Source organism: Gallintestinimicrobium sp., from assembly GCF_046968865.1.
In the GTDB taxonomy this organism is placed as follows: Bacteria; Bacillota; Clostridia; order Lachnospirales; family Lachnospiraceae; genus Gallintestinimicrobium; species Gallintestinimicrobium propionicum.
This window is the reverse complement of sequence record NZ_JBKVPW010000004.1, coordinates 38,821-63,238: the sequence shown is the minus strand read 5'-3', so window position 1 is coordinate 63,238 and position 24,418 is coordinate 38,821. Positions and strand designations below refer to the sequence as shown.

39 protein-coding genes and 1 tRNA gene are annotated in these 24,418 nt (G+C 46.5%); 2 read left to right on the top strand and 38 right to left on the bottom strand.

Annotated elements, in window-relative coordinates; translation table 11 throughout:
- Position 1: 1 nt before the first annotated feature.
- The 37 genes from ACLTOQ_RS05230 to ACLTOQ_RS05050 form a co-directional block, all read right to left on the bottom strand.
- A complete protein-coding gene (locus ACLTOQ_RS05230; RefSeq protein WP_412318976.1) occupies positions 2–565 on the bottom strand; it encodes a Gp15 family bacteriophage protein in 564 nt (187 codons plus the stop codon).
- Positions 558–1,022 carry a hypothetical protein gene (locus tag ACLTOQ_RS05225; RefSeq protein WP_412318975.1) on the bottom strand — a complete coding sequence of 155 codons (465 nt, stop codon included), beginning with the start codon at positions 1,020–1,022 and terminating at the stop codon, positions 558–560. The genes ACLTOQ_RS05230 and ACLTOQ_RS05225 overlap by 8 nt, the downstream gene beginning before the upstream one ends.
- Positions 1,019–1,501, bottom strand: a complete 483-nt coding sequence (locus tag ACLTOQ_RS05220) for a phage tail tube protein (protein WP_349173026.1) — start codon at positions 1,499–1,501, stop codon at positions 1,019–1,021. Before ACLTOQ_RS05220 ends, ACLTOQ_RS05225 begins: the two co-directional genes overlap by 4 nt.
- Positions 1,498–1,905 carry a hypothetical protein gene (locus ACLTOQ_RS05215; protein ID WP_349173028.1) on the bottom strand — a complete coding sequence of 136 codons (408 nt, stop codon included), beginning with the start codon at positions 1,903–1,905 and terminating at the stop codon, positions 1,498–1,500. The genes ACLTOQ_RS05220 and ACLTOQ_RS05215 overlap by 4 nt, the downstream gene beginning before the upstream one ends.
- Entirely contained in the window at positions 1,902–2,345 is a 444-nt protein-coding gene (locus ACLTOQ_RS05210) for a minor capsid protein (RefSeq protein WP_349173029.1), read from the bottom strand. The genes ACLTOQ_RS05215 and ACLTOQ_RS05210 overlap by 4 nt, the downstream gene beginning before the upstream one ends.
- Positions 2,342–2,770: a hypothetical protein gene (locus tag ACLTOQ_RS05205; RefSeq protein ID WP_349173030.1), complete on the bottom strand. Its 429-nt coding sequence runs from the start codon at positions 2,768–2,770 to the stop codon at positions 2,342–2,344. The genes ACLTOQ_RS05210 and ACLTOQ_RS05205 overlap by 4 nt, the downstream gene beginning before the upstream one ends.
- On the bottom strand, positions 2,770–3,123 hold the full coding sequence (locus ACLTOQ_RS05200; RefSeq protein WP_337623163.1) for a hypothetical protein: 354 nt from the start codon (positions 3,121–3,123) through the stop codon (positions 2,770–2,772). Before ACLTOQ_RS05200 ends, ACLTOQ_RS05205 begins: the two co-directional genes overlap by 1 nt.
- A 13-nt stretch (positions 3,124–3,136) precedes the next feature.
- Positions 3,137–3,280 carry a hypothetical protein gene (locus ACLTOQ_RS05195; RefSeq protein ID WP_337623161.1) on the bottom strand — a complete coding sequence of 48 codons (144 nt, stop codon included), beginning with the start codon at positions 3,278–3,280 and terminating at the stop codon, positions 3,137–3,139.
- Positions 3,281–3,290: 10 nt separating this feature from the next.
- Complete coding sequence (locus ACLTOQ_RS05190; RefSeq protein WP_412318974.1) at positions 3,291–4,163, bottom strand: hypothetical protein; 873 nt, start codon at positions 4,161–4,163, stop codon at positions 3,291–3,293.
- Between the two features lie 16 nt (positions 4,164–4,179).
- Complete coding sequence (locus tag ACLTOQ_RS05185) at positions 4,180–4,773, bottom strand: phage scaffolding protein (RefSeq protein ID WP_412318972.1); 594 nt, start codon at positions 4,771–4,773, stop codon at positions 4,180–4,182.
- A 273-nt stretch (positions 4,774–5,046) separates the two neighbouring features.
- Positions 5,047–6,942 carry a phage minor capsid protein gene (locus ACLTOQ_RS05180; protein ID WP_412318971.1) on the bottom strand — a complete coding sequence of 632 codons (1,896 nt, stop codon included), beginning with the start codon at positions 6,940–6,942 and terminating at the stop codon, positions 5,047–5,049.
- A 14-nt stretch (positions 6,943–6,956) separates the two neighbouring features.
- Positions 6,957–8,351 (bottom strand): hypothetical protein, encoded by a 1,395-nt coding sequence (locus tag ACLTOQ_RS05175; RefSeq protein ID WP_412318970.1) that lies wholly within the window; start codon positions 8,349–8,351, stop codon positions 6,957–6,959.
- Between the two features lie 5 nt (positions 8,352–8,356).
- Positions 8,357–9,712 carry a hypothetical protein gene (locus ACLTOQ_RS05170; protein ID WP_412318969.1) on the bottom strand — a complete coding sequence of 452 codons (1,356 nt, stop codon included), beginning with the start codon at positions 9,710–9,712 and terminating at the stop codon, positions 8,357–8,359.
- Between the two features lie 12 nt (positions 9,713–9,724).
- A complete protein-coding gene (locus ACLTOQ_RS05165) occupies positions 9,725–10,060 on the bottom strand; it encodes a hypothetical protein (protein WP_412318967.1) in 336 nt (111 codons plus the stop codon).
- Between the two features lie 4 nt (positions 10,061–10,064).
- A complete protein-coding gene (gene terS / locus ACLTOQ_RS05160) occupies positions 10,065–10,817 on the bottom strand; it encodes a phage terminase small subunit (RefSeq protein WP_412318966.1) in 753 nt (250 codons plus the stop codon).
- A gap of 109 nt (positions 10,818–10,926) precedes the next feature.
- Positions 10,927–10,998, bottom strand: a tRNA-Met gene (locus tag ACLTOQ_RS05155).
- Between the two features lie 53 nt (positions 10,999–11,051).
- Entirely contained in the window at positions 11,052–11,237 is a 186-nt protein-coding gene (locus ACLTOQ_RS05150; protein ID WP_337623151.1) for a hypothetical protein, read from the bottom strand.
- 57 nt (positions 11,238–11,294) lie between these two features.
- On the bottom strand, positions 11,295–12,263 hold the full coding sequence (locus ACLTOQ_RS05145; protein ID WP_412318964.1) for an SDH family Clp fold serine proteinase: 969 nt from the start codon (positions 12,261–12,263) through the stop codon (positions 11,295–11,297).
- 119 nt (positions 12,264–12,382) lie between these two features.
- Positions 12,383–12,799, bottom strand: coding sequence for an RNA polymerase subunit sigma-70 (locus ACLTOQ_RS05140; protein ID WP_412318963.1), 417 nt, complete (start codon positions 12,797–12,799; stop codon positions 12,383–12,385).
- 45 nt (positions 12,800–12,844) lie between these two features.
- Entirely contained in the window at positions 12,845–13,594 is a 750-nt protein-coding gene (locus ACLTOQ_RS05135) for a hypothetical protein (RefSeq protein WP_412318962.1), read from the bottom strand.
- A 3-nt stretch (positions 13,595–13,597) separates the two neighbouring features.
- Positions 13,598–14,140 carry a LemA family protein gene (locus tag ACLTOQ_RS05130; protein WP_412318961.1) on the bottom strand — a complete coding sequence of 181 codons (543 nt, stop codon included), beginning with the start codon at positions 14,138–14,140 and terminating at the stop codon, positions 13,598–13,600.
- Positions 14,141–14,193: 53 nt separating this feature from the next.
- Positions 14,194–14,364: a hypothetical protein gene (locus tag ACLTOQ_RS05125; RefSeq protein WP_412318960.1), complete on the bottom strand. Its 171-nt coding sequence runs from the start codon at positions 14,362–14,364 to the stop codon at positions 14,194–14,196.
- A gap of 236 nt (positions 14,365–14,600) precedes the next feature.
- Positions 14,601–15,140 (bottom strand): hypothetical protein, encoded by a 540-nt coding sequence (locus ACLTOQ_RS05120; RefSeq protein ID WP_412318959.1) that lies wholly within the window; start codon positions 15,138–15,140, stop codon positions 14,601–14,603.
- The gene (locus ACLTOQ_RS05115) at positions 15,112–15,279 is read right to left on the bottom strand and encodes a hypothetical protein (RefSeq protein ID WP_412318958.1); all 168 of its coding nucleotides are present in this window, start codon (positions 15,277–15,279) and stop codon (positions 15,112–15,114) included. The genes ACLTOQ_RS05120 and ACLTOQ_RS05115 overlap by 29 nt, the downstream gene beginning before the upstream one ends.
- Positions 15,276–15,425: a hypothetical protein gene (locus ACLTOQ_RS05110; protein ID WP_412318957.1), complete on the bottom strand. Its 150-nt coding sequence runs from the start codon at positions 15,423–15,425 to the stop codon at positions 15,276–15,278. Before ACLTOQ_RS05110 ends, ACLTOQ_RS05115 begins: the two co-directional genes overlap by 4 nt.
- Positions 15,415–15,645: a hypothetical protein gene (locus ACLTOQ_RS05105; protein WP_412318956.1), complete on the bottom strand. Its 231-nt coding sequence runs from the start codon at positions 15,643–15,645 to the stop codon at positions 15,415–15,417. The genes ACLTOQ_RS05110 and ACLTOQ_RS05105 overlap by 11 nt, the downstream gene beginning before the upstream one ends.
- 237 nt (positions 15,646–15,882) lie before the next feature.
- A complete protein-coding gene (locus ACLTOQ_RS05100) occupies positions 15,883–17,760 on the bottom strand; it encodes a DUF927 domain-containing protein (RefSeq protein ID WP_412318955.1) in 1,878 nt (625 codons plus the stop codon).
- A 6-nt stretch (positions 17,761–17,766) separates the two neighbouring features.
- Entirely contained in the window at positions 17,767–18,264 is a 498-nt protein-coding gene (locus tag ACLTOQ_RS05095) for a CHC2 zinc finger domain-containing protein (RefSeq protein ID WP_412318954.1), read from the bottom strand.
- Entirely contained in the window at positions 18,261–18,821 is a 561-nt protein-coding gene (locus ACLTOQ_RS05090) for an ERCC4 domain-containing protein (protein ID WP_412318952.1), read from the bottom strand. The genes ACLTOQ_RS05095 and ACLTOQ_RS05090 overlap by 4 nt, the downstream gene beginning before the upstream one ends.
- A gap of 11 nt (positions 18,822–18,832) precedes the next feature.
- Positions 18,833–19,432, bottom strand: coding sequence for a hypothetical protein (locus ACLTOQ_RS05085; RefSeq protein ID WP_412318951.1), 600 nt, complete (start codon positions 19,430–19,432; stop codon positions 18,833–18,835).
- 11 nt (positions 19,433–19,443) lie between these two features.
- A complete protein-coding gene (locus tag ACLTOQ_RS05080; RefSeq protein WP_412318950.1) occupies positions 19,444–20,091 on the bottom strand; it encodes an AAA family ATPase in 648 nt (215 codons plus the stop codon).
- 80 nt (positions 20,092–20,171) lie between these two features.
- Positions 20,172–20,660 carry a siphovirus Gp157 family protein gene (locus tag ACLTOQ_RS05075; RefSeq protein WP_412318949.1) on the bottom strand — a complete coding sequence of 163 codons (489 nt, stop codon included), beginning with the start codon at positions 20,658–20,660 and terminating at the stop codon, positions 20,172–20,174.
- 131 nt (positions 20,661–20,791) lie between these two features.
- Positions 20,792–21,061 carry a hypothetical protein gene (locus tag ACLTOQ_RS05070; protein ID WP_412318948.1) on the bottom strand — a complete coding sequence of 90 codons (270 nt, stop codon included), beginning with the start codon at positions 21,059–21,061 and terminating at the stop codon, positions 20,792–20,794.
- Positions 21,062–21,132: 71 nt separating this feature from the next.
- On the bottom strand, positions 21,133–21,423 hold the full coding sequence (locus tag ACLTOQ_RS05065; protein ID WP_412318947.1) for a hypothetical protein: 291 nt from the start codon (positions 21,421–21,423) through the stop codon (positions 21,133–21,135).
- Complete coding sequence (locus ACLTOQ_RS05060) at positions 21,420–21,662, bottom strand: hypothetical protein (protein ID WP_412318946.1); 243 nt, start codon at positions 21,660–21,662, stop codon at positions 21,420–21,422. Before ACLTOQ_RS05060 ends, ACLTOQ_RS05065 begins: the two co-directional genes overlap by 4 nt.
- 5 nt (positions 21,663–21,667) lie before the next feature.
- Entirely contained in the window at positions 21,668–22,423 is a 756-nt protein-coding gene (locus tag ACLTOQ_RS05055; protein WP_412270753.1) for a phage antirepressor, read from the bottom strand.
- 29 nt (positions 22,424–22,452) lie between these two features.
- Positions 22,453–22,767 carry a hypothetical protein gene (locus ACLTOQ_RS05050; RefSeq protein WP_412318944.1) on the bottom strand — a complete coding sequence of 105 codons (315 nt, stop codon included), beginning with the start codon at positions 22,765–22,767 and terminating at the stop codon, positions 22,453–22,455.
- Positions 22,768–22,918: 151 nt separating this feature from the next.
- Between ACLTOQ_RS05050 and ACLTOQ_RS05045 the strand changes: the two genes are divergently transcribed.
- Positions 22,919–23,284, top strand: coding sequence for a hypothetical protein (locus tag ACLTOQ_RS05045; protein ID WP_412318942.1), 366 nt, complete (start codon positions 22,919–22,921; stop codon positions 23,282–23,284).
- Positions 23,285–23,548: 264 nt separating this feature from the next.
- On the top strand, positions 23,549–24,019 hold the full coding sequence (locus ACLTOQ_RS05040; RefSeq protein ID WP_337623122.1) for a DUF2321 domain-containing protein: 471 nt from the start codon (positions 23,549–23,551) through the stop codon (positions 24,017–24,019).
- A 179-nt stretch (positions 24,020–24,198) separates the two neighbouring features.
- On the opposite strand, the gene ACLTOQ_RS05035 is transcribed toward ACLTOQ_RS05040, so the two are convergent.
- Positions 24,199–24,399 carry a helix-turn-helix domain-containing protein gene (locus tag ACLTOQ_RS05035; protein WP_412279590.1) on the bottom strand — a complete coding sequence of 67 codons (201 nt, stop codon included), beginning with the start codon at positions 24,397–24,399 and terminating at the stop codon, positions 24,199–24,201.
- Positions 24,400–24,418 lie beyond the last annotated feature (19 nt).

The following is a 24,418-nucleotide window of genomic DNA, read 5'->3' as shown; positions in this document are numbered from 1 at the left end:
ATCACCTCAATCCCGCCAGCTTCAAAAATTCCTCTGTTGCCAGCCTATCTTCGTTGGTCTCTTCCTCCTGCGCGCCGATAGCGTAACGCCGTTTTGCTTTCCGATAAAATTCTTTCTCATCAGCGCTCATTTTTCCGGTTACGATCTTGCCGCGGATATCTGCAACACGCGTAAACGCACACTCATCCAGTGTTGTCAACAACCCCATAAATACCCAAAAGTGTATTTTCACAGTGTTAAGGTCTATTCCGTATTGCTTTCTGAATGCGCTGTAAATCCTCCATTGATCCATGTCCCAGTCCATAACCGGGGGCGAATCTTTTTCCGATTTTTCGCTGTTGTCCGTATACCAGCCGCCGAGGAACCATTGAACCCCGTCTGTGATCTCCTGTGCGGTTCCCGGAAGTTCAAAAAAGAGAAGGTCAGCCATAAGCCATACCTTCTCTCTCTCAGAAATCTCATTGTCTGTGCTGATCTGCATCATCTGGATTCCAATCTGGAAATCCGGATCAATCCGATACCCATGCCATTGCGTCGGAAGCGGATCGAGCAGGATGTTAAACATCACCTTCGGGCTTTTTGGTATTTGCCCCTTTTCTCCGGCGGTTATACTTCTCTGCCATCCGTCTGTTCCGCTCCTGTCCAAGCGCATGCAGAACATCGCCGATCTGTTCGATAAAGTCCATAATCAGTAATTCATCCGGGACAATTTCGCCGAACACTTTCCTGCAGCAGCCTTCCCCAAAGACCTTGTCCAGACGCTGGCAGCATTCCTGATACGTTTCCGTCCGCTTTGCGGCATACATCCCCAGGACTTCCGGATCATCCGCTTTTTCCCCTGCGTGATCTTTCTGGAACTGGTTCAGATCCTTTTCTTTTTCCTGCAGCCAGGTCATCAGATCTGCAAACCGATCAAAAACCGAGCTGTCATTGATGGAAATTTCCAGATAATCGCCTTTGTCATTTACGCCGATCTTGCGCAGGCCGTTGTCGACCCGCAGCTCTTTGTAAAATTCGCTCATTCTGCCGCCCCTTCCGTAAATGTTTTCTTCGCTACGTCAAAGGTTCCTTTCACTGCCGAACCCTTTCCACCGAGTTTGATATTATTCACGACATTTCCGCCAGCGTCGCCGCCTGTGCTGTTTACTACAACGACACACTGGCGTTTATATGCCGTATACACACCGTCAGAAACCTTATCCCGCAGGCGGAACCGGACATAACTGGTTACCGCCGACGATCCGGTCGGCATTTCATCCACCATCTTATCGATCCATGCCTGCGCATCATCGTCGATGCAGTCCTGCTTTTCCACCTCGATCGACGGTGTGTAGGACTTCACCTCCGAATCCCCGTTTTCCTGGTTAATCCACTGCTGTGTTTCTTCCTCCGGGTTCATTTCTTCCGACAGAGAAGTAATACCGTCGCCCAGCAGCGCATACGTCGGGCTGCCGGATCCCATAGACGTATCCACATAGTGGAGTAATTCATGTCTTTTCATCTACTTTTCTCCTTCCGATATTCGATCTTGATTGTTACCTGGTATACAGCGCTGCCATTATCCGACGCACCAAAATAAAATGGCGTTGAAATCCCGATTCCGGTGCATACATAACCGTCCAAAGCCGGATATTCCCCCGCCTGTTCCCTTTGGCTGATCCACTCTGCAATTCCCTGTCCCCAGGCATTATTGGCAATCCGGTCTGCTTCACTGGCTGCATCCCGACGGGCTGCCAGCTGGTAGTAATCCGTATGTACTTCCAGCCCGCTGATAAAACGCTGGACATTCTCCTGCGGCTCCTTCATCAGGCTGTACGACATCGTGCTGCTGCCGAGCTTGTCCACGCCAATCTTTTCTTTTTCGTACTGGTTTAAAAACTGTACGATGCTTTCGATGATTGTCATTTCCTAATTGCCTTTCTGGCTGCGTCCTCTACCTTCTTAATGCCGCCATCCTGCATTGCCCTGGTAATCCAGTGCGCGCCTCTTTTAGGGGCTCCCTGATAATTCAGATTCCTGTCTGTAGGGATTTTGGACACGTTCTTTCGGGAGCGCCAGCCGTCTTCCGTCATGAATCCGGCTTCATGGGTGATCGGATACACATATACCTTGCCTTCGTAGACATAATGGGCATAGGATGTCCGCCATACAATTTCCCCACTTCCGATCACAGTGTGCATGATTGCACTGCGGATCAGCCCTCCGCCGTCTGCCCCGCTGGATAAATCCTTCGGCGTATACGGTTCGCAAACATCCAAAATGCTCTGATCAACCGCTTTCTGCACGCTCCCGCCATCTTCCAGCCCCAGCCGTTTTATACATGCCTGCGCATCAAACCTTTTCATTTTGCCACCACTCTGATATGTTTCAACCGATTACGGTTCCGATTATCCGATACTGATACGATCACATACGCATCAAAATCCTTTTTCAGCTGCGAAATGCTGTAACCGTCCCCGATCTCCTGAGCCACTTCGCCACACACAATGAAGTCCGTTCCATCTGCCGGATTCAATGTCCAGGAACCGCCCTTATCCTCAAGGGACGCATATTCCTTTGGCGATACATAAAGAGGATTCCTTTGATATGTCCGGGTAAAGTCAACTGTAACAGATTCCTCCGGTTCATCCGTAAAGACTCCTTTGTCAGCACTTACCCGCCGCTTTCCATGCCGCCACTGGACACCCCTTACCACGCTGCGGTTCCATCTTTCCTCGCCGTTTTCCAGCCGGTAATTATATACTGTCATAACATCATCAAAGAATGCCATTACATCGCCCCCATCAGCCCGGTTCCAGAAAGCCAGCGGAAGCATTCTTTCCGAAGCGCTTCTTCTGCTTGTTCCGGCGTCACCAGCTCATACGTTTCAGAATATCCATCATTCGAAGCGGATTTCACGTTGTCACCTGCACCGTCCTGTTCCAGTTTTGCAGAACGGTTTATCAGATTTGCGACGCACGCCTTGACCTGCTCTCCCTTGTATCCGGTAGCATCCCGTGCCCGATAATGGGTCAGAATATCCACCTTCATCTCAGCGGCAGGCAGGCGGCGCATAAATTCATCCTCTGTCATTTCTTCCAAAGGGAAGTGGTTGCTGTACCACTCCCAGTCTATATACGCCATTCCTGCCCTCCCGTCACTCCTCTTCTTTCGTCTTCGCTGATTTCGTCTTTGCCGCCTTACGGAGCTCTTCATTTTCCTTTAAAAGAGCTTCTTTCTCTGCTTTCAGCTTCTCAAGTGCATCCAGCTTCTTCTCTGCTCCCATACCTACTGTTCTCATATACTCCTCCTTACGCCTTATGGCTCAGGTAAATACCTGCAACCTTATTTTTATAAACATCCACCAGACCGTACTTGCGGTATTTCACGATATCTGCATCCGCATCAGGGTTTGCCGATGCCGGAATCACATTGGAGACCACATGCTTATCATGCTTGATGATCGCAGGTTTGTGGATAATCATGAAGTTGATTTCCTTACCGGCATCAGCCTTCTTGTAATGCCCTGCTTCTTCGCCTGCAGATTTGCCATCTAACAGGTCAATAGCCGTATAGAAGCGCCCCTGAGGTACAGCTTTCTTGATAGCAAAATGGGAAAGGATCTCTTTGGACTTGTACGTGTCCAGCATCATCAGTCCGTTCAGCAGATTTGCGGTCGCATACAGGATTCGTCCCTCTTCTGGCACTTCGTCGTTGTCCATCTTGTTTTTTGCCAAAAGCAGCTCTTCCAGAAACGCTTTCGCATCTGCCAGCGTTTTCGCGTCGCCTTTAGAAATGCCATCAATCCCTGCCAGTGTTGCGAAGGTAAATGCATCGGCTTCGGGCGCAACCTTTGTTCGCATCAATTCTGCGCCTGCCATACCAAAGGCAAGGTTGTAGGTCTCCTGATTATCCATAGCATCTACAGAAAGTTTCGCACCGCGGTCATAGTTGTATTTCGCTGTCTGCCACTTAAAATCAACTGTTCCCTGTGTGTAACCACTATTGCGGTCATAATCGCCCAGACCAGTTACTGCAATCTGAGGATATACAATTTCATTCGCGTTCGCCCCTGCCCGCGCCATTGCAGGATCCCCTGTCAAATCTGCTGTTACAGATTCCCTTTTATATACCTCATCAAGCAGAGGTACATAGTTCTTCGCCAATACGATTGTGTTCGCCATTCTTCATTTTTCCTTTCTACTCACTTTTTACAGGCGGCAGCCCCATCGCCGCACGCATTGCAGCATCTTCGGCCGCTCCTGTTTTTCTGCCTACAGTCGCAATCACACTTCCGATCTCTGCCGGTTCATCTTCCCCGAAGAGCATTCGGCTGTCCTCTGCTTCCGTGAGCGCTTTGATTGCGGCAGCCACATCGTCTTTCTGGTTTTTAGACGCTTTCAGTGTGTCCACATCAAGCAGCGCGCGGATTGCTTTGGCATTGCGGCCTTTCGCAGTGCGGATGCTCTCAGACAAGAGATCGTCAAAATCACGGTCTGCGATCTTCTGCGTATATTCTGTGTCTTTGTTCTGCAGGTCAGTTTCCAGAGCTGTAATCCTGTTCTGCAGTCCCGTCACATCCACGCCATCGAACTTCTTCAAGTCCTCCCGCAGATCATTTATCGTGGTTTCATGCGCAGTCACTTTCGCCTCCGCTGTCGCAAGCTTATCCTTCTGGGCGTCATAATCCTTCACGGTCTTATAATTTTCCAGCAGGGCTTTTTCAAAGTCCTTTTTCTTGTCCTCTGGCAGTTCCACGCCATACTCTTTCAGCAGGTCAAAAATGTTTTTCATAGTGTCATCCTCCTAAAATAATTTGTGAATCGGGCTTTCCCCGATCGGAATTTATGCAATAAAAAGAACCGGTGCTTTCTCGCATCGGTTCCCTACGCATCATTGATTATTTATTGTCTTTAAATCTGTCTTTAAATCCTACTTCGTTCCCGCAGTCTTTATCAGACCTTTTTCGCAAAAACAAAACGTCGTCCGGAATTCCGTCTGGATATGCCGGACAACTATGGTTGTCATGTCCGTAATGTACACACGCAAAGCATACTGGAACTTTTATCATTTTCTCCACACCTCCACATACAATTCAAGAAGCTGATTCGCTTCATCATTGATTTTGCGTCCTTGCCGCTTTTTCACAAATGCTTCCGCAATCGTCTCTGCCCCATCTTTGGACTTCCAGGCATAACGCGAAACCCCATTAGTATACATTGGTTCAATCTTCTCATCCAACGCTTCACACTCTTCCATCGTGTCGCATCCCTCATAAGTAATAAAATGCGCAAGCTCGTGTTCCGTAAACTCTTCTACAGAACGTCCTGCAAAAAAGTAACCGTCAAAAATATCTTTCCTGTATGCACTGTCCGACCACATGGCATTGGCATTATTAAGGACCAAAATCCTTCTTAATTCTCCACTATTATCAGTGACACGAGCAAGCATCGGCACATTCAAGTGTTCTTCATCAGTATAATTTCCAATCTCTATTTCATCAAGTCTGAACTGATATTCCCTGCTCAATTCAGCTATCGTATGCTTCACTGCCAAAATATCTTTCGCTGAAATATTTGCATTTCGGGCACTTCGATTTATTTTAACATTATAAAGATCACCTAACCTGATCGGCTTTTCGATCGATTTTCCTGCATTCTTATATTCTTTCCAGGCCTCCGTTTTCGTCAGATCAGTGCTTTTCCCTTCAACCCTTGTCCGTTCCAGTTTCGGTCGCAGACCGCAGGCATCGCAAAACTGGTTATACTCCTTTGTCTTCTGACGGATTTTTGCACGAATGTCTTTGGTATTCTCACCAAGCGTATCCAACGCTTCCCGCTCCCGTTTCAGTGCCCGAAGCTCACGCTCCCTCCGGCGCATCCCCTGCGTCATATCGTAATAACTGTAGGTTTTGCCGTTAATCTCCCGTGGTCCCGGCTCTGGATCGGGCTTCGGTAGCTCGCTGATCCCCTCAAACCACGCGTAATGATTGTGTCGGCAGTTCACACCATGCAGACCATCCACCGCACCGCTGCTTTCCTGCACACTGTATCCGGTCGCATCCTGCAGATCTGTGATTTCCATTCTGATCCGCTTTTCTTCCTCCGGATGCTGCTTTCCATCAATGCTGTAGACCTTTCCCTGCCATTCTTTATGGTTCTGAACTCCGGTGCCCTTATCTCGGGCACCCCAGTGCTCCGATACCCTTACCAGGGTAACGTCATTTTCCAGAATATTCGCATTCGAAATCTGCGCCGCCAGCTGACCAGCCGCCGTATTGACGCACATTCTGACCGCAGTGTCTATCTGATAACTGCGCCCGCTGTCATAGTCAATCGTCCGCAAACCGCTTTGAGCCAGCTCCCTGACTGCATCCTGTACGCATTGCCGCTGCGTTGCCGCCCCACTGGTAAGCTTTACCACCGCTTTGTCGAGCTCCCGCCGGTACACCTCCAGCACCGGTTCGATTCCGGCGCCGGTACGAAACCCGGTTGTCTTGGTAATATTCTGCAGCTCGCCTTGCGTCTGCCGCTGCATCGCCTTCGTGATCTGCGACAGCTCTTTATTTTCTTTCAGGTCAGCCCCCGCAGCGTCCCACAGACTGAGATCATTCTCCCATGCCATAGATGCAGCAGCTTCCATAATATCTTTTTCTGCAATCGCTGCTTGCCCATCGATCTGTTTCAGCAGCTCCGCCACTTCCCGTTTATACTGCAGCGTGTTTTCTTCCACCTGCTTCTGGTATTCTTTATCTGCCCGCAGCAGCTTCATAACACGCGCCCGAATCTGTGCCGGGCTGTATCCCAATGCCTGCAGCGCTTTCACTTCCAGCTCTGCTGTTCTGGTGTATTTCAGCGTATCACGGATGCGCCGTGCCACGTCTGCGATTACCCAGCTTTCCAGATGCTGGTAAAGCGGCACCAACGCGCCAGATAGGACATCCAGCTGTTCATCACTCAGCATTGCGGCACCACCTTTCAGTCATCTGTCTCATCACCCAGATCCGGATCCTGCTGCCCCTCTGCAATGTACTGTCTTGCCTGCTCTTCGTCGCAGTTCAGGCGAGCCATCACATACCGTATCCTGAAAATAGGGATATCGGAAAAGCTCACCGCATCGGATCGCATCTGCTCCATCTCAGCGTCCTTGTCTGTGATATAGGAATCATCAAATTCCACATTCACATCTGCTCCAAGATCCCAGCTGCCGCCCTGAAATGTATTGGCAAACCACAGGACGGCTTTTACGATGTCCTGTATGTACCGTTTTGCAGCCTGCCGCTGCCGGTTCAGCTCCTGCATGGAATCCTGACGTTCTCCAAAATATTCCGTTGCGGTCTTGATCTGTCCACCTTCGAAACTGTATTTCTTTGTACCGTATCCAAACATCAACGACAGCAACGAAAGTGCAAGTTCCAGCGCCTTCGTGATCTGCTCCGTCCGAATTTCCGGATTATATTCCTGAATCAGCTCCTTTTGTGCGGGAAGCCTTTCGCCCAACAGCACAAACAGCTTCTTTGCCTGCTCGTTCGGGGTGATCGGCTTACCGCTGCCATCAAACTGACACAGCATCTCGTTGATGAGTATCAGCTTATCCGCCTTGTCCAGATCTCCGTACAGTACATTAAATGCCAGTTCCACAACTTCCAGCGCTGGAATCGCATTGTGCAGCTTCGGCAGTCCATACCCAACCATATCGTCAAGGTTGTTGACCTCTGCATTCTGCAATACCGCGAACGGTTTCATATCCCCCAAACGTAACACGATGGACTTATCTTCTATCTTCGCTCCATACTCGTCAAACACAGCTGTCTCCGCGGTATAGTTTTCTGCCCGGTCTTTCGTAAAGATCACCAGAGTTGTCTGTTTTTTCCCTTTTTCCAGTCCGGTCCCGGAAAAAGCCGCTTCTGTCACGACATCATTTTCGACGGTCAGCGGAATGTAGCTTTCTGCTTCCACATAGTTCAGCCGGATGCGCCCGCCCTGCACCCTGCCACTTTTCATGATCGTTGCATCATCCAGGCGTACATAACACGCTGCCGTTCCATCCGCGGATACCTTTTCCAGTTGCTTCCTGTACTGTGTCTGGAACTCGCTGTCCGCCAATATTGCATTTACAAAATCTTTCTGCTGTTCCGTGCTTCCTGCATTCACATCCAGGATTTCGCACAGGTTCGCATCATCGCTGCAACACCGCTTCGCAAGGTTTAACTGTTTCAGGTCATACGGTACATTCTGGACTGTGTTCCGGCGGTGGAACTCTGGAATCTTCCGATTCGCATACCAATCGTCGCACGCATGGATCAGCTCAAGCGCAGTCGTATTCACTCGGTATCCGCGCTTTAAAAGATAATCTGTCACACAGTTTTCCACTGTCCTCACCTCCCAAGGTCTACATACTCTACAAAATCCAACCAGCAATAACAAAAGGCGTCCCACCAGTCATTGCAGTTAGCAATATTTTTATCTTCTGGCTGGTCAGGGTGATCCGGATCCCACCGTAGACGGCTGATCGCTCCGATTACGCTTGTGCATCGCCGACTGATCATAAGCCGTCCCATTGAAAACAGCATATCAACAGTCTTCGGTCGCTCTGTGATCGGGTTTTTCCGACATCCGCTGATGCTGCGCCACGGCAATCCTGCGGACTTCGCTGCATTTCGCAGGCTGTTAATCATTGTTGTACTGGCACTGTCGGGGAATATCCAGTCAACATCTCCGTATTGCCCGATCACCATGCGGTAAAATTCAACGAACTTATCACAAATCCGCTTACTGTCAACCTCTTCGGTAACCGGCAGGGAATCTTCTTCCAGTACAAACAGGTTCCGGTATCCGTTCAGCCAGCCCATCATGACAAAAGTGGTTTTCGATCCATTTCCACCAAAGTCAATGCCGATCGTAATGCGATCCAACCATTTCTTTTTTCCTGCTCGCTGCGCTTGCTTGATGCGAACTTCAAACCATTCCTGTAGCTGTGCATCTGTAAAGAGATATGGATCCGGACAATCAGCAAAATAGCGGAAGATGATTCCCTCCGCTACTTTTCGTTTTCCCAATATGTCTCTCTCGTACCAGACTGTCCCCTTGTGGTATGTTGCCAGGATATCCCGTAGCCTGCTGCCGGATATGCTGTAATTATCCGCGATCGTAAAATGCCCATAATTATAGCCATATTCCGGATTCTGCAGCTTTTTTTCTTCATGAAAGTCCAGGATATCCGTATAATACCAATGTCCCTCTTCTTTTGGATTCAGGTCGTGGAATACTTTTCTGTCGGAACTGGAAAGTGTTCTGTCAAATGCTTCCCGAAGGAATTTCGGGTGGCATTCATTTGCTTCCGTGATGTAAGCCATCCCATAGGTATTGCCTTTGATCAGCTTCTCATCCCCATCTTTCCCGCCGCCCGACACCAGCACAACCTTCTCTCCGGCTTTCGTTTGCACATAAACGCAGTCACGGTCTTTATACTTTCCTTCCCGGCAGCGTCCCTCAAAATAATTCAGCAGTCCGTATCCGTCGCAATCCAAAATATTAAGCTTCGCCGTCGCAACGGAAACGCCTGCAACGAGATGGATTTTATTTTTGTGCGTTTCCAACAGCGTACAGAATACCATAACTTGCAGCACATTCTTTCCGCCACGCTTGCCGCCCTCCGCGACGTTAAACCAGTTATCGAAACACCGTCTGAAATATTCCATTTGCCGAGCAGAGAACGGCGCTGGTTTATTCATTCACATCACTCCTCAGCAGTTGCTACGGCAATGGTATGCAGGCTGTATGTGAGCTGCTGGTTTCGTATTCACACCATTACAAAGCTTATCCAACGCGCGCACGAGCCTCCATCTTCTTTTCTGGATTCCCGCATATTCCTCAAGAGTTTCCCAGAATGCCTCTGGAAAATGATTCAGCACTCCCTTAGCCTCAAAAATATCGTTAAGAGCCTTCGCGGCTGTTTTAACCATTTTTTTGATTGTCTCCATAATATTCGACGTTCTGTAAACCATCCGCTTAAATTCAATTACCATCATTCCAGTTTTCTCAATCACTTTTTTCGTCTTATCGTCGTAACACAAAATCATGTTATCACTCCTCGTAATCTTCAATGTTTCGGTTTGGCTGCGGACCTTTCAGAATCTCTGCCAGCGTCTGCATGTTCTCCACAATGGCAGCTGCCGCATCACTACCGCGGTTCCTTTTCTCATCCTGCACAGCTGTTTGGGATCGGATCTGTTCAATCCTCGCTTTCTGTTCATCTGTTGCCAGTTCCCAGTTTTTATGCAACATTTCATCATACTGCTTTATCATGCATCGCAACTCGCTCTGTGCTCTTGCCTGCGATTTTAAAAAGTCCGCCTGCTTGTCCCATGCCTGCTGCGTTTTCCACGATTCCCCATTTACCGAATTACTTACCATTTCCCGCGTCTTGTCCGTCTGATCCCGCACATACATGATCTGCTGTGCCCGGATTATCGCTGCATACGCAATCTGTATCTGGTCCCACAACACATCCAATGGATTAACCGGCATTTCTGCGATAATAGAAAAGGTCTCCTCCGGAAGATATTTCCGAAAAAGACCATGTTTCTCAGCATTATGATTTTTCAGCGGTGCACCAGCTCCCTCCGCGTTGTGGTTTCCTGGCTGACCGCCGCGCTTTCGCTTCGCAACGTTGCGTTTTTTTCCGTTTGCAACGTTGCAATCCCATTTCTGTCTATTTTTCCAGCTCCGGATTGTCCCCTCAGGCAACCCGAGCTGATTTGCAATCTCAACCAGCTTTGCTCCCCGCTGGTACATTTCATGGGCTTGCTCTACCCTTACATCTGCTTTCCGCGGCAACCTCACCACCTCTCATTCATTTGTTTTGATGTTACAAACCCTCTCAGACCTTGCGACGGTCTTTCACAGCATTCCGCTAAGAGGGTGGAGTCCCGACACATGTCGGCAATGGACCATGCAGGAATCGAACCCGCGACCGACCGGTTATGAGCCGGATGATCTGCCACTGATCTAATGGTCCGGATTTTTAGGGAAAAAGAAAGAAGCAGGTTGTTATGCCTGCTTCTTAATCTTTCACCTTGTCATATTTATACTATTATTCCACATCTGTCTGTGATCAAAATTCAATGCCGTTGGTCTGTTTGTATTTAAATTTTTATTTAGAGTTCCTAAATTCAGCGTATTCCTAATCTCTTGTTTCTGATTCTTTATTCCCAAAAACGAATAAAGCTCATCTACGGACTCATTTTGTTTCGCCATTGTTCTTCCCTCCATTTGCTATATTGTAGCCTACACAGAGTTATTATTCAACACTTTTCAATGACTTATTACTGCTTTTCCATTTTGACATTCTATTATTTTAACTGCGTCACTTCCTCCGAACGTAAGCATATATGCATGATGAACGCTCAACACTGCATCTTGCAAACGGTCATCCTCCTCCATTGAAAGTATTTTTAAGCCTATTTTCTTGCAAAAATCAATGTTAAAATGTCGTCCATGTGTTTTAGAATCATCATGCTCATTTAATTTTGCAACTATCAAGTTTACTTTTTCCCATTCGCTTTCTTCAAACATTCCTGTTTTTAACCATTCCTCAACTAAACTTCCCGAAAGCTTTATTGCATCTATCGCAGTTTTTAAAAAGGCTGCCGGATATTGTTGTAACTTAATAGCCCAATACTGCATATTCTCAGGATGTTCTGCTAAGTCATTTTTAGCTTCCTCAAATTCCATCTGTATATTATATGCTGGAATTCCATTAAATTGAGGATCTACCGGTCCCAAGCTTGATTGCTTTCCCATAATAATGACTTTTGCAGCACATGCCATCATCGTTCCTGCTGACATAGCTATCTGTGGCACAATAACGCGAATATCATTATTAAATTTGCTCCGAAGGTAACTAATAATAGCCTCTGCTGCCGCTGGCGATCCTCCTGGAGTGTGCAAAATTAAATCTAATCCTTTGGTACAATCCATTCCTTTTAGTGCATTCATAAATCCCGTCATATCGGAATCATTTATATCAATATTTTGAACATTCGGTCTCGTCAAAAATGCTGAATAGTACGCAATGGTGTTTCTTCCCGTGCATTCAGAAAGTTGTTTTAAATATTTTCTCCGTACAAAATCACTCGGAGACATCGTATGATTCAATTCCGTTAATATATCATCCCAACCTGCCATAAAAAATTCCTCCCACATAATACATTTTTCTTCATCATACACCATAATTCGGCAAAAATCCATACTACCAAATATGGTATCATAAAAAGCACCCAACCGCGTTTCCACAGTCTGGTGCCTTTCAAGGATGTATTGTGTAGGGGAGTAGTGTCTTATCCACTACTGTCAGTTTATACTATAACATTTTAAAACCGAAAAAAGCGAAAAAAACGAAATTATTTCATGAAATTTGTAAATTCCATTCTCACACTGTCCCCAGTCGCCTTCCGCCCCAACTTCGCCGCCGTCTCTTCCCATGTCAGCCCCTCAAAGAGCTTCCACCGGATGATCCGCTGCATCCGTGCCGGGATCGTAACCATCCAGCGTTCCACCTGCACTCGTGTTTCTTCGGCAGCTGCCCGGCGGTCTGCCAGTAGCTTTTTCTTTTCCAATAGGCGCGCGTCGTCTCGCATCGAAAAGGTTGTCCCCTCGATTTTGAAATGCTGCGCATTATAGGGGAAATCCGGGTTGCTGCCTCTTACGCTGTCCTGCGTTGTCTCGCTCTGCTTATCCTGCAGCCGCCTGATCTGCTGCTCGGTCTCCCGGATCAGCTCACAGGCGTCTATGTAGTCGGATAAAAGTTTCTTATCCATCGGTGCCACCTTCTTTCTCATCCACTTTCTTACTTAAATATCAGTTTAATTTTCCAGCCACTTGTTATCAAAATAGCAAAATCCAATTACAGCACCTGCAGTCAGAGCTATCCATAAAGCCCAGAACATTTCATTCGCAACACTATGCGTACAACTGTCTAATGCTTGCTCAATGGTATAATCTTTGAAAAATCTGGAATTATCCGAAATCGTTCCGTCCGATAACTTGGTATATACAGTCCCTGTATGCTTAGAGGATGTCCCGTAATACTTGTACCGTACCTTTACAAATTCCCCAGACTTCCAACTATATTCTCTCCCAGATTTTATTGTCTCTATGTGATTGTCCAGAGAATACGGGATTTTATCATGCGGAAATTCGATACCACAAAACATAATATTTTCGGAATGTTTGCTTTCTCTGTCCTCGATTTCCCATTCATAGTATACTTCTACTTTTGTGTGCTTTTTACCTTCTGAATCTGTTTCTGTCACTTCTCTTTCATGGCGTTCATATCGTTCTTCTATCTTTTCAACATGAAGATATTCCCCGCCAATCTCATCAAAAGTCACTGTATCAACCGCTTGCAAATCTCCATACACAAAAGCATTTCCAACATTTGTGTCCATGCCATACCGAAATAATTCAGAGTCCTCAATATGCACTGCCTTCTGGTATTCGGCGTTCTTATCGTTCTGCATATCAGTTATTTTTCCAGATATAAAGAAACCGACTATTAGCATAACGGCGGCGATTGCAACGCTGATGATGATTTCGCGCTTGGTTATTTCCATAAGCTATTCTCCAAATAAATCCTGCGGTGCGTCAACTGGTGCTTGATAATCCAACCGCTGAAATTTCAAAACCTCATAGCCTGTCCAGTCGAGGAAGATTCTTGCTGGAAACTTCTTTACATACCTGTTATAAGCTGTTACGGATTTATTGTAATTTTCCCGGTACTGGGCAAGCATGTTTTCGGTAATAGACAATTCATTCATGAGTTGCTTATAATTCTCATTGCTTTTCAACTCTGGATAAGCATATGTAACTGCCGCAATCACAGTATTTACATCTTCTACACTGTTCCCTTCGCTCATTCCATCTGCAAGTCCAGTCAATGTTTCTGATTCATGCCGATCATACTGTTTTACACAGTCTGCCAGATTATAAACCAAGTCAACCCTGCGTTTCTCCTGCACTTTAATGTCAGATTCAGCGGTATAGACCGATTCTTCAAGGCTGATTGCTCGATTCTGTACTGACTGCACTCCAAACACACACCACAAAACTACTGCAACTACTGCTCCTACGATAATCAATGGTAATTTCCAATTTTTCATAGCTCTTTTCCTTCCTTTAAATGATCATTTTCGCCTTTGCAAAATACATCTGGCTAATCACCAATCGTGAAAAAAATCATAGGCAACACCCCAGCAAAGGCTGAGAGTATTAACACATCTCCCATTCTGCTGGTGGGGTCCATACTAAACGCCAGAATAAATAGTATCAGCCAAGCCGCAGCCGCTATTATGCCCAACATTCCTAAAATATCCTTTTTGTCCATTTTCTTATCCCTCCTTAATAAGGTCAGTTTTATACAGCTCTCTGTACTCTTCCAGCAGTGCTTCTGCCTCTTCCGGATCCACCCCTGTATCCTCGTACTCCATCAGCTTCCAGAGTGCCCCATACAGCTTTTCCTGCAGTTCTCCCGTGATAACCTGCCCCTCATGGAGCTGCTCCTAGCGGACACCTTTCAGATGCCAATTTCCCTGGTCGTCTTTTTCTGTCAGTCTATTCATATCATCCTCCAAATTTATGCTGCAGGTTTACCCCTGCCTCCGTCCGGCAAGCTGCAACAAGTTTCTTTCTGTCAAAATTGAACTCCGCTTCAATTTCATGAATTTGCTCCATCAGCCGCACAAGCCTGTCTTTCCCGAAACCATATTTGCGATGCAGGGAAAGAAACAGGCACGCCATCAGCATTGCGCCGATCCATTTCTTCTGCCGTTGCCTCATATATACAATCTGGGCTGCGGACATTCTCCCCATGTCAATCTGTGCATTAAGGTATGCCAAATCCCGCCACCCTTTGTCTGTTTCCGGGATCCTCAGCTCGATTCCAGATTCATTTTCCAGCATCTGGATCATACTGATCTGGTTTGTGGCTCCGCATTCATTCCACGTCTCAAGCGTTTTATCAAAAATCCTTCGGATCCGTTCTGGCCCCCATCCTTTATCCCAGTACCGGGCAAAGGCAATTGCTGCCGCACTGTAAATCAGATCGACCTGCTTACGCATCTCCTGATTCAGCTCACGGTTTACTCTTTTCAGTACGTCCATCCTCGTGCTCCTTCCTGGCCGGCTTTCCGCAGCTGGTCGCATCCTGAATTTCCACGATCGTCTCTCCAATCTTGTACAGCACCGCCGCGCCGATGCCGATTAAGGCCAACAAAGCCACGATAAATAATATCGTCTTCATCTCTTTCCCCTTTCAATACATCGTCTGTGAAACCATAATTCTGTCCGCCTTTTTGTCATGGAATACTCACACGCCTCATCCAACATGATTTCCTTACCGCATACCTGACAGATATGGATTTCTTTTTTTTCCTTCCTAGATTTCATCAGTCGTTTCCCTCCGCTGGTAATATTTTCTGAGGGCTATGTACATATCTTCGAACAGTTGTTCCATGTCCGAGTTAAGTGCCCTGTATTTTTTTAACACCTGATCACCTTCTCGATACAGCTCATCCCATTCATCTTCCTTCAAACGTTTGACTCCATATTTCTTAAACAGATGCCATATTTCTGTCTGGATCTGATAGATTACCTTCATTTCATCCATTGATTCTCTCCGTGTAACAAAATATTGATTATGTAACACCTCTAAAATAGCTATGTAACTTTTCTGTAACCGCACAAGACCGCATACATACAAGCTTTTTGGACATCGGTAACAAAGTAACAGTAAATTTTGTACCTCCTATATAGGCTGAAAAATATCTCAATTCTTCTCTTTCTTATATTTTTTTCTCGTATATACATGTAAAAAGTCGCTGTTACCTTTGTTACCTGTTACCTTTTAGTCAAACGGGAGCTCTTCCTGAACGCACTCCGGCAGGTCATCAATGCTGACAAAATTATCCTCTTCCGGTGCACTATCCCGTTCCATTTTCAGCCATACGCAGCGCACAGCCGTGCCGGATACTTTCTTTAACTTCGTCATGTTTCCGGCCTGTGTCTGAAGGAGGTTTTCCCGTCCTGCCCAGTTCAGGAACGATTTCTTGGAAAATCCTCCCTTTTTGCAGATGGAATCCATCACATTATTGTAGATGATCGCATATCCCTTTTCGATCACTCCCCATTTTTCCGCTGTATTGCTCATCGGGTCAAACTTCGCCCGGTTAATATCTACTTCACTCAATATGTACTGATAGCAGCGCTCGTTATCCGATAGCTCATCACGGTCCACCAGCACTTCTTTTGCTTCTTCTAGGGATAGGTATTGACCGTCCTTGAACAGATAATCTGTCGCAATCCGGTCTGCAGTCAGGATGATAGACAGGGAAATGCTCTGTTTCTGCATCTTTTCATCGTCATATATCTCTGCCTGGATCTTCCGCTGCATCTCCCTCAGCTCTTCCGGATCCATATTTTTGATCACATCAATAAAGTCTCTTCCGGCATATCCATAGTTCTTTTTTAACGTCTCAACCGTCTCTTGCGGATCACGGTATAGGTTATCCCCGCACTCAATTTCCAGAATTCTGTTGATCGCTCCGCCCTGCGTCACATAAGACGATAAGGGGCGCTCTCCATTTGTCAGGATCGCATTCCTCCACTTGTTTTCCCTGCTCATTCCAAGCTCCTTGTTGGAACGGGACTTACCTTTTCCGGAGCACAGATCGTATACCATGCCTTCAAAGTTGTCCCGGATCCTTGACGATACTTTACTGGTATCATCCAGAATCATCGGCAGGCTGTTCAAAAGATCTGCGCGTGCTTCCAGGGCAACGTCCGTAGTTTCAAAGTCCCCAATATAATTGCTTTCATCCGGATCTGCCCAGACCGACGCTGCCAGCATCAGTGTCACGGTTTTTCCGCCTTCGGTTTCGCCCCAGAGGTCCACGATAAACGGCAGCCCTCCCAGCGGAGAAATCAGCACGCTGGCAAAGGATGCAGCCAGCATCATTTTTATTTCGATTCTTCCGGATCTGCGCAGCTCTGACGCATGACGGTACCAGGTATCCTCACTCCCCTTTAACCGGATCGATTCAAAAATCGGTTTAAAACGGATATCGCCATCAAAAATAATATCCGTATCATATGGCAGGAAATTATTCCTGACCCATCCAAGTTTAGAACTGGAATACTGCACGGAAATATATTTCTCGTTCATGTTCTCCACGTCCGCCAGATACCGCACTAGCAATTTCGCATTTTCACTGGTCACGGAAATTCCGCGTCCGGACAGGGCAACGATCCGGTTGGCGGATGTTACCATGGTTTTGGGCACGATGATCTCATCCCAGCGCCCATTCCGTTTATAGGCAAGCTTGATCTGCTCTTCTCCTGTTTCGAGGTTTTTCAGCCGTTCTATCGGCAGGATCGGATGATAGCAGGCCTGTACATCCATGGTTCCGGTATTCTGCGCCCACACCCCGTCTTCCCTGGCAATCCATGCCCCGCAATACATCCGGTCATAGGGTCCTTCAAAGTTCGTCCAGTTATCCAGGGATGCTGCAGTATTGCTTTTGGCTGCTGTCCGCATTTGCTTTTCCACACGCTTGTAAGCAGCAACCATTGCCCGGAACTTTGACTTCACTCCCAGCTCTGTCGCTTTGTCTTCCAGCGTCAAAAGTAGCTTTGCCTTCTGTATTTCATCCTTTTCTGAAAAAACTTCATCCAGCGCCGCATCCGAAATCACGTCTGATGCAGTCATGGAAGCGATGCTCTGCATCTGTATTCACCTCTTCCTGTTTAAATATTCCAGCTTATACGCTGCAAATTGTAATTGGTTATAAGAATCACACCATGCGTCCGACAATGGCTCAAACAGGCGCACACACGTCCACAGAAGCCTAATTGTCCGGCGCAGTATCTCTTTCTCTGCTTCTTCTGCCCGCGCTCTGCCAGCTGCCGTTTCCTGCCGCTTCTGACGCTCATATTGACGCCGGCGGCGTGCAAACCAGCTCTCCTTTTTCGCATCCGGATATTCCCCTCCCAGCTCCAGGAACGCTTCCCGAAACGAGATGCCCTCATACTGTTCCAGAAACGTAAAAATATCCCCGTTTGCCCCACATGCAAAGCAATGGTAATCTTTGGGATAAATCTTCATGGAAGGTGTCCTGTCGCCTTTATGGAAAGGGCACGGGATGAACCCTGCCCTGTTTGGAGCAGGCATCCCGCAGTGCTGCAGGATTTCCTGCATAGATACCGATTCTTTAATCTCTTCCCTTGTCATGCTCCATCCTCTGCCGGAAGGTCAAATTCTCCGCGTTCCAGCCGCTCTTTCAAATCCCGTTTCAGGATCTCATAAATCAGAGTCGAAGTCGTTTCCTCCTTGCACATGATCAGCTGTAGGTCATAGCGGTTCTGCCATGCAAGGATGGAAGCTAGAAAGGCAGCAGGATTGTACTGGCTGCGATACTTCCCTGCCAAAAGCTTCTCCCAGGTGGCATTTTCCACCAGCAGATAAATCCTCGCTCCGTTCTCCTTTGCCCTGGCAAATTCTGCTTCGAAACGTTTTCTCGACCGGGTAAAGCATCCTGCCAGCTCATCCAGGTTCATCTTCCGTTCTACTACGATTGGAGATATGACCTCATGCGAGGAATATTCTAAAAAGCGCTTTCCGTCCGGCAGAACGAAGTTATAAGCATAATCGCCATAAGATAAAGCTTGTCTAACATAATCGCAGGGGAAGCGGCCGTACCGCTCCCTCGCCCGTTTTGTATCCTGTTCCCGCGTATCCACCAGTATTACCATGGAACGCAGGCAGTCATCTACTTCAAAATGATTCATTCCGGCCTCCTTTAGAACGGGAGTTCCTCATCAATCTCGTCCGGAATATTCATAAAACCATCCGTCCCAGGTGTGGCACCTGCCGGATAGGTACCTTTCTCAGGTTTCAGCAGCGTGTCCTTCGGGATCGTAAACTTTCCATCGCGGATCCTCTGCGCATCTGTCAGGCTGTGGCAGTTTGTAAAGAACCCGTGCCGGCCGCCAAAGTCGTATTCCTTGTTATTAAACAGTCCGCCGATCATCTTGCCTTTCAGGGTCTTCTCATCCCAGTTCCAATGGTATTTCTCGTTGGAAGACTCGAATGCTTCCATGACGGTCTTAAACCGGCGCTTCGTCCAGTTGTCCTGATCAGTACCATCGTCCTTGGGGCAGTACAGGCGGTAAACACCTTTCCACTTCTTGTCCTCCTGCGTCTGGGAGTCATAATTACGTTTATAAAAGCCTGCCTGCTCTCCCTCTGCAATATCAAAGGCAATTACCAGTACGTCACTGTTTCCGTTCTTACCCTCATCCAGACGCACATTCTGCACCTTTAAAACATATCCTCCTACAGGCAGCTTCTCATTCTCCGAGTATGCCTGCGTGCTCTCGTAATCATTCCATTTTTTCATTTTCTTCTCCTCTAGTACTCTTTCAGCGCTTCGATCACTGCAGTGATATCATTATCAATTTCCTTGTCCTCAAAAGCACCCATCGGGCTCTTTGCTGTGGAAAGGTTTGCCTGCGTCTCAAATACATACCGTCCGTCCACGCATTTGCTCAGAAGCACTGTCGAAAACTTGCTTTCCAGCGTGATCTTGTCCAGCTTTCTTCCGGATGTCTTGATCCGCGTAAACATATATCCGTTTTCATCATGGTCTGTCTGCGTATGTGCCACAAACACAACTGTCACATCGTCCCTCATGGTCAGGGAATAATCGATCAGCTCATAAATACTCTGCGCCAGATCCTGCCACTTGTCATATCCTTTTTCCTTTGACCGGCGCATCTCATCCGCTACCATCAGGCCGTTGATCGTATCCACAACAACTACCTTGATATGGCTCATGTTCTTCTGCTCATTGACCTTACGAAGCGCCTGCAACGCAACCTGCGGGAAGTCCGTCACCAGATAGTTTTTGCTCTCTCCATTGAACTGGCTTTTCCAGCCCTTCCAGGAAAGTCCTTTCTTATCACAGTCGATATATAACGTTGTTTTCGGGTCAAGCTTTCTCATAGATGTTGTCTTTCCGGTGCCGGACTCTCCGGCAATGCATATCACATGGCTCATTGGTATTTCCTCCTGTTTTGATAACCTACCTACGGTTCCGCTGCTTTTTGGCAGCTTAGTTTGATAACTTCTCTCAACGGTTATTTAATCCTCAGATGCTCTCCTCGCTCTTTCAGTTCTGCAAACGGCAGCGTCTTGCCGGCAGTCAGTGCTTCCCGGATCTTTGCCGTGTCCGGAATCTTTTTCATATAATCGTCCGTGACTGCAGTTTCATCGACTTCCAACGGAGCAGCTCCTCCGTTTTTGCAGATTGCAAAGGAATACAGGTCTGTTTTAATTTTTTTCCGGTTGCAGAGGATCATTGCGCTGCGCAGCCGGTCTTTCAGCAGCTTGCTTCTGGAATGCAGCTGCCCGGCACGTTCTGCCAGACGGTCTGCCTCTTTTTCAAACTTTGCTGCCTCTGCATCCAGCTCTGTCATGATCTTGGCATAAGCATCTGCCTTCTCTTTCAGCTCCCCATCCATTCCTTCCAGGGTGTCCGTGATAACTTTCATCTCCAGCTCATCCGCTGATTCCAGCATTTCATACAGTGCCAGATACTGGCCTGTGATTTCATACAATGTACTCATTTTCTTCTCTTACCTCCTGTTCAGTCTCCTGCATTGCCTGCATAATTCTTTTCATGCGCTTTTGCGCTTTTGCTTTCATATCTATTGTCGGGCTTGCATTCTCTCCGGATTATTTCTGACCTGTATACATGTCACTCCTTCAGACATCTCTGAAATCTCTCAAAAAGCTCATCCATTGCTTTCTCGATTTCATCCATTTCCGGCATTGTCTCACGCTTTATGTCAAATGCTTCTTCCATGCCCACATTCAGCGCTTTCCACAAAACATCCTTTGCCGTTCTTTTGGGAACGCCACTATTTAAAAGCGTTTCGGTCACAGCTGCAGATGCCACCGAAAAATCCACAAGGACATCCCAGCCCGATCCTTTTATGGTTACTTCTCCGTTTTCTGATTTAATCATTGCATTCTCTCCATTCCCGCCTTATACTAAAGGCGTAATATTTTTTCTTTGGCGCTGGTACTTTGGTCGGTTCAGCGCCGCTTTCTTTTCCGGCTTCTTAATTCTTCCTCGCGTGCCGCGCACAGCACTGTTGCCACAAAGCAGCCGCCGGCAGCAACTGTCAGTACCGTTGGCGTGATCATCATGCCAAACGTCTCCCACATAATCAGCGCTGCCGTAATCAACACCGATCCGGTCATCAGACACACATCAGACTTGTCCATCTTTACTTTCACCTCCTGTTCTCCAGCTCGAATATTGCCCACCTCAGCGCCGCAGCCGCTTCGGTATCCTTTTCCGCTCTTTTTCTTCCAGCAGCTCATAAAGCTTGTCGATTTTCTTCTGTTCCATAAAACACACCTTCTCTTTCTTTTCCCATGACCCTGTTAAGCTTCTCCCGCATAATGATGTAGCGGAATCCAGTCCCTTTTGAATTTGGAAGGACAAGACCAATATCAATCAGTCCGCGCTTCATGTACTCGCGCAATCCCTGCGGATTCATTCCCAGTTCCCTTGCCGCATCCAGTAAACTTACTCTTTCGCATGTGCTCACTGTTTTCACTCCTTTCATCCAATTTTTAAATAGCGGTTGATGAAATATTGCTGCCCTTTTCCTGTCACCTTTGTCGTTTTCGTGGTAACATTGCATCCATTCCCATCTATATGAGTGGATTCTTTGATTTCAAACAGCCCCATTTCCATAGCCCGCTGCGTCGGCATATTCCAGTTGTTTCCCTTCTGTTTAATCAGATAGCCATCTTTCCGCAGCGTTTCAAACAACCGGTTCTGCCCCGTGTTTATGCCGTTCTGTTTCAGAATCTTTGCCAAATCTCCGATTAAAATAGATGTCTTGCTGGCAGATACAGCGTCTGCGAAGATTTCCTTTGGCTTCATGCGGTCAACGTCCGTCTGGAGCCTCTTGTTTTTCTCACGCTCCTCTTTCAGAGCAGTGAAAGCCTTGATAGCCATTTCTGGATTATTCAACAGCTCATCTACCGCATAAGCCCCATGCTTTCTGATAGCCGGAAGCACTTCAGATGTTACCCAGTGCTTAAAGCGCTTTGCTGATTCAAGCTTGCTGCCGAAGATTAAAGCGTAAAGACCAGATTCGTTGATGATAGTCATATTTTGCTTTCCACTAGGTGTTTCCATTTCGGCAACACCTCTGTCTACCTCTTCAACTTTTTTGGATACCGCACTTCTCGGTTCAGCATACCCCAGCGCCTCCGCCACATCTTTGCCAACAAACCACGGCTCATTATTAATGGTTACTGTTCGGATTTCTCCAAACTCTTCCGAATTAAAAATTTGTAATTCGTTCATTTACCCTCCTTGTCCCTTGCTTACTGCGATTATTTCTGCAAATTGATAACGGATGTCTTACTCACTTCTCTAACAGCATCCTTAATAGTATCAAGGGCAGTGGATTGTTTTATTGTCTCTGCCCTCGATATTAGATTTCGTTCAGGCAAAAAACTAAACTCTCCAACATCAAGCGAAAGATTTAATACCGGAGATTTTTCACAGCCTTCCGCTGAAAATGTAACACTGCGAACGCCCTGTGAAATATTTACCCCGTCAATCCAGATTTCAACGCCCCTTCTCCCTGTCATTTCCATACGGAATTTAGGGATACGGTCGCACTCCCTATTTAAATAGTTGCTCATTCCTCTCACCTCCCTTCTGAACCGACGCCGCTCACTGCTTTCTCCAGATCCCTACGAACCCGGAAAGCATTCGCACCTCATAATTCTGGTTATTGTTCATATCTCTGCTTCGTGATAAAATATCCCTTACAAACTTAAAGGAGATATGCATATGCAAAAGAACATCAATCCTCGTAAGCTCAACGAAAAATCAATCATCAAAACCCTTTCGAATGCACCAGGTCCCATGCTACTTTCAGATTTATCCAGTCAATTAAAATGCAATTCAAAAGATCTGGAACAGTATCTAAGTTCTATGGAAAAGAACGGTTTAATAATCACTTCCAAGTACGAATGCAAAGAAAACGAAAAATATTCTTCAAAAAGGGGAAAAACAACCTATTGCATTTCCTGTATTGCAATAGAATATATTGCAGAAAAAGAACGTAATTTTATTGCTTTCATTTGTACTTTAATTGCAGCGATTATGGCTACCTTAACCTTAATTGCAACTGTCCTTATCCCATTCATCAGCTAAGTTTCGGAATATTTTCGCACAGCACTCAACTGAACATCCATCGTATCTGATAATGGAACCTTTATGTTCAATGTTTATGGCATATCCATTGTCAGATACTAAAATCTGCTTCTCGCAATTATCACATACTGTCAACGCTCTCACCTCCCATCTTCTGTTTGGAAAAGATGATTATCTTCCCGCTTGTCTTTTCTCCTTATCTTTCCTATAATCGGTGTACAGGCTCATGTCCGAGCCAAGTATCGACAAAAGGAGAACCCTAATATGCCTTACTCTGGAGCCACAATTTGTTTGAACGGCCATATTGTCAGTAAAGCGCAGGCCAACTCTCAAAAATACTGTTCTGTTTGTGGAAAGGAAACCTTTTCTCGTTGTCTCAACTGTCGCGCATCGCTTCGCGGTCTCTGGGAGACCCCTGGCGTCATTGTGGTAGGCCCCCGTAATTACACCAAGCCTTTCTACTGCTACGAATGTGGTGCGCCTTATCCCTGGACTCAAAACATTCTGGATAATGCTGTCGAATTGCTTTCTTTGGATGATGATTTAGACGAAATATCCAAAGATTTAATCAAGACAGCAATTCCTGAACTGATAACCGATACTCCCACTACGCCAATTGCTGTCGCAAAATATAGAAAAGGAGTTTCAAAAGCCGCCTCTTTTATTGGGGAATCTCTTCGCCAGCTTCTCGTTGATGTAGTGAGCGAAACAGCCAAAAAAGCTCTGTTTCCTTAATTTCTTTCCGCAATATTGACAGTAATGGTCTGTTTTCAGAACAACTCCCTTGCAATAAGCACAGTGATAAACTTTTTCTTGGTCAGAAATTCTATCATTGTGCTTTTTGGCATTCTTTGAAGCATATCCCATCTTCTCTCCACCTCCTTTGGAATCAATTTCACCGGTATCTTTAAAAGTTACTCTTTAGCAAAAAAAATAGATATAGGATCATTGATATGAAGTTTTTCAATCATGATCTGAATCTCATCACTTCCAAAAACACCAATCTTCATTTTTTCATAGAACGTTTTCGGCGTAACTCCAATCATTCCAGCCACATCTGACTGAGAATAACCATTCTTGGCAATCACTCCCTTTAACTCATCTGTCCGAATCAACTTTATCACCTCCGTATCT